We start from the raw sequence: 1,052 nt of genomic DNA on the forward strand, positions 1-1,052 counted from the left end.
ATCGGCGTTTCTGTATTTTGGGATCGGGCAGGGACTCATCGTGTTCCTGCTCGCATGGATGCTGACCCGCGCACCGAGCCACTCCAAGGCATCGAACAGCCGCAACGTGCAGCAGGCGGGCCGCGACTACGCGCCGTCCGAGGTGCTGCGCTCGCCCGTGTTCTGGGTGATGTACGCGATGTTCGTGATGGTGGCCGCCGGCGGCCTGATGGCTACGGCACAGCTCGCGCCTATCGCCAAAGACTTCAAGATCATGGACGTGCCGGTCAACATCATGGGCCTGGTGCTGCCCGCGCTGACCTTCGCGCTCGCCATCGACCGCGTGCTCAACGGCTTGACGCGGCCCTTCTTCGGGTGGGTGTCCGACAAGATCGGCCGCGAGCAGACCATGTTCATCGCCTTCGCGATGGAGTCGGTCGGCATCCTGATGCTCTATCACTACGGCCAGAACCCGATCCTCTTCGTGATCTTGACCGGCATCGTGTTCTTCGCCTGGGGCGAGATCTACAGCCTGTTCCCGTCGACCTGTGCCGACACCTTCGGCTCAAAGTACGCGGCGTCGAACGCCGGCATGCTCTACACCGCGAAGGGCACGGCCTCGCTGCTGGTGCCGCTGTCGAGCGTGCTCGCGGCCGCAACAGGCAGCTGGCAGGCGGTCTTCATTGTGGCCAGCGCGGTCAATGCGCTCGCGGCACTGATGGCGTGGTTCGTGTTGCGGCCGATGCGCCGCAAGCACATCGAGGCGAGCCGCGTCGCCGAATAAACAGACCATCGGCTTTCCGTCAGCCGGTACCATCCGGCTTTCTTCCGCCCACGCAGCCCTGCCATGAAGATGGCAGGGCTTTTCGCCGATGCACAGGAGCCCGCAGTGACCATCTACCGACTTGACGCGCATGAACCGGTCATCGACGCCAGCGCCCGCGTGGCCGAGAGCGCCAGCGTGATCGGACAGGTCGTGCTCGCAGCCGGCAGCCGCGTCGGCGCGAATGCGGTGCTGCGCGGTGACAACGAGCCCATCACCATCGGCCGCGGCAGCCATGTGCAGGCGGGCG

At 65.4% G+C, this 1,052-nt stretch carries 1 protein-coding gene and 1 pseudogene; both read left to right on the plus strand.

The window, feature by feature from the left end; all coding sequences use genetic code 11:
- Nucleotides 1-763: oxalate/formate MFS antiporter (gene oxlT / locus ACSFA3_RS25800; RefSeq protein WP_435508157.1), on the plus strand; the 763-nt coding region annotated here is incomplete at its 5' end.
- Nucleotides 764-826: 63 nt separating this feature from the next.
- Nucleotides 827-1,052: pseudogene (locus tag ACSFA3_RS25805) on the plus strand (hypothetical protein); the annotation flags it as partial.

Origin of the sequence: Variovorax glucosi, assembly GCF_051216695.1 — a bacterium.
Classification (GTDB): Bacteria; Pseudomonadota; Gammaproteobacteria; order Burkholderiales; family Burkholderiaceae_C; genus Variovorax.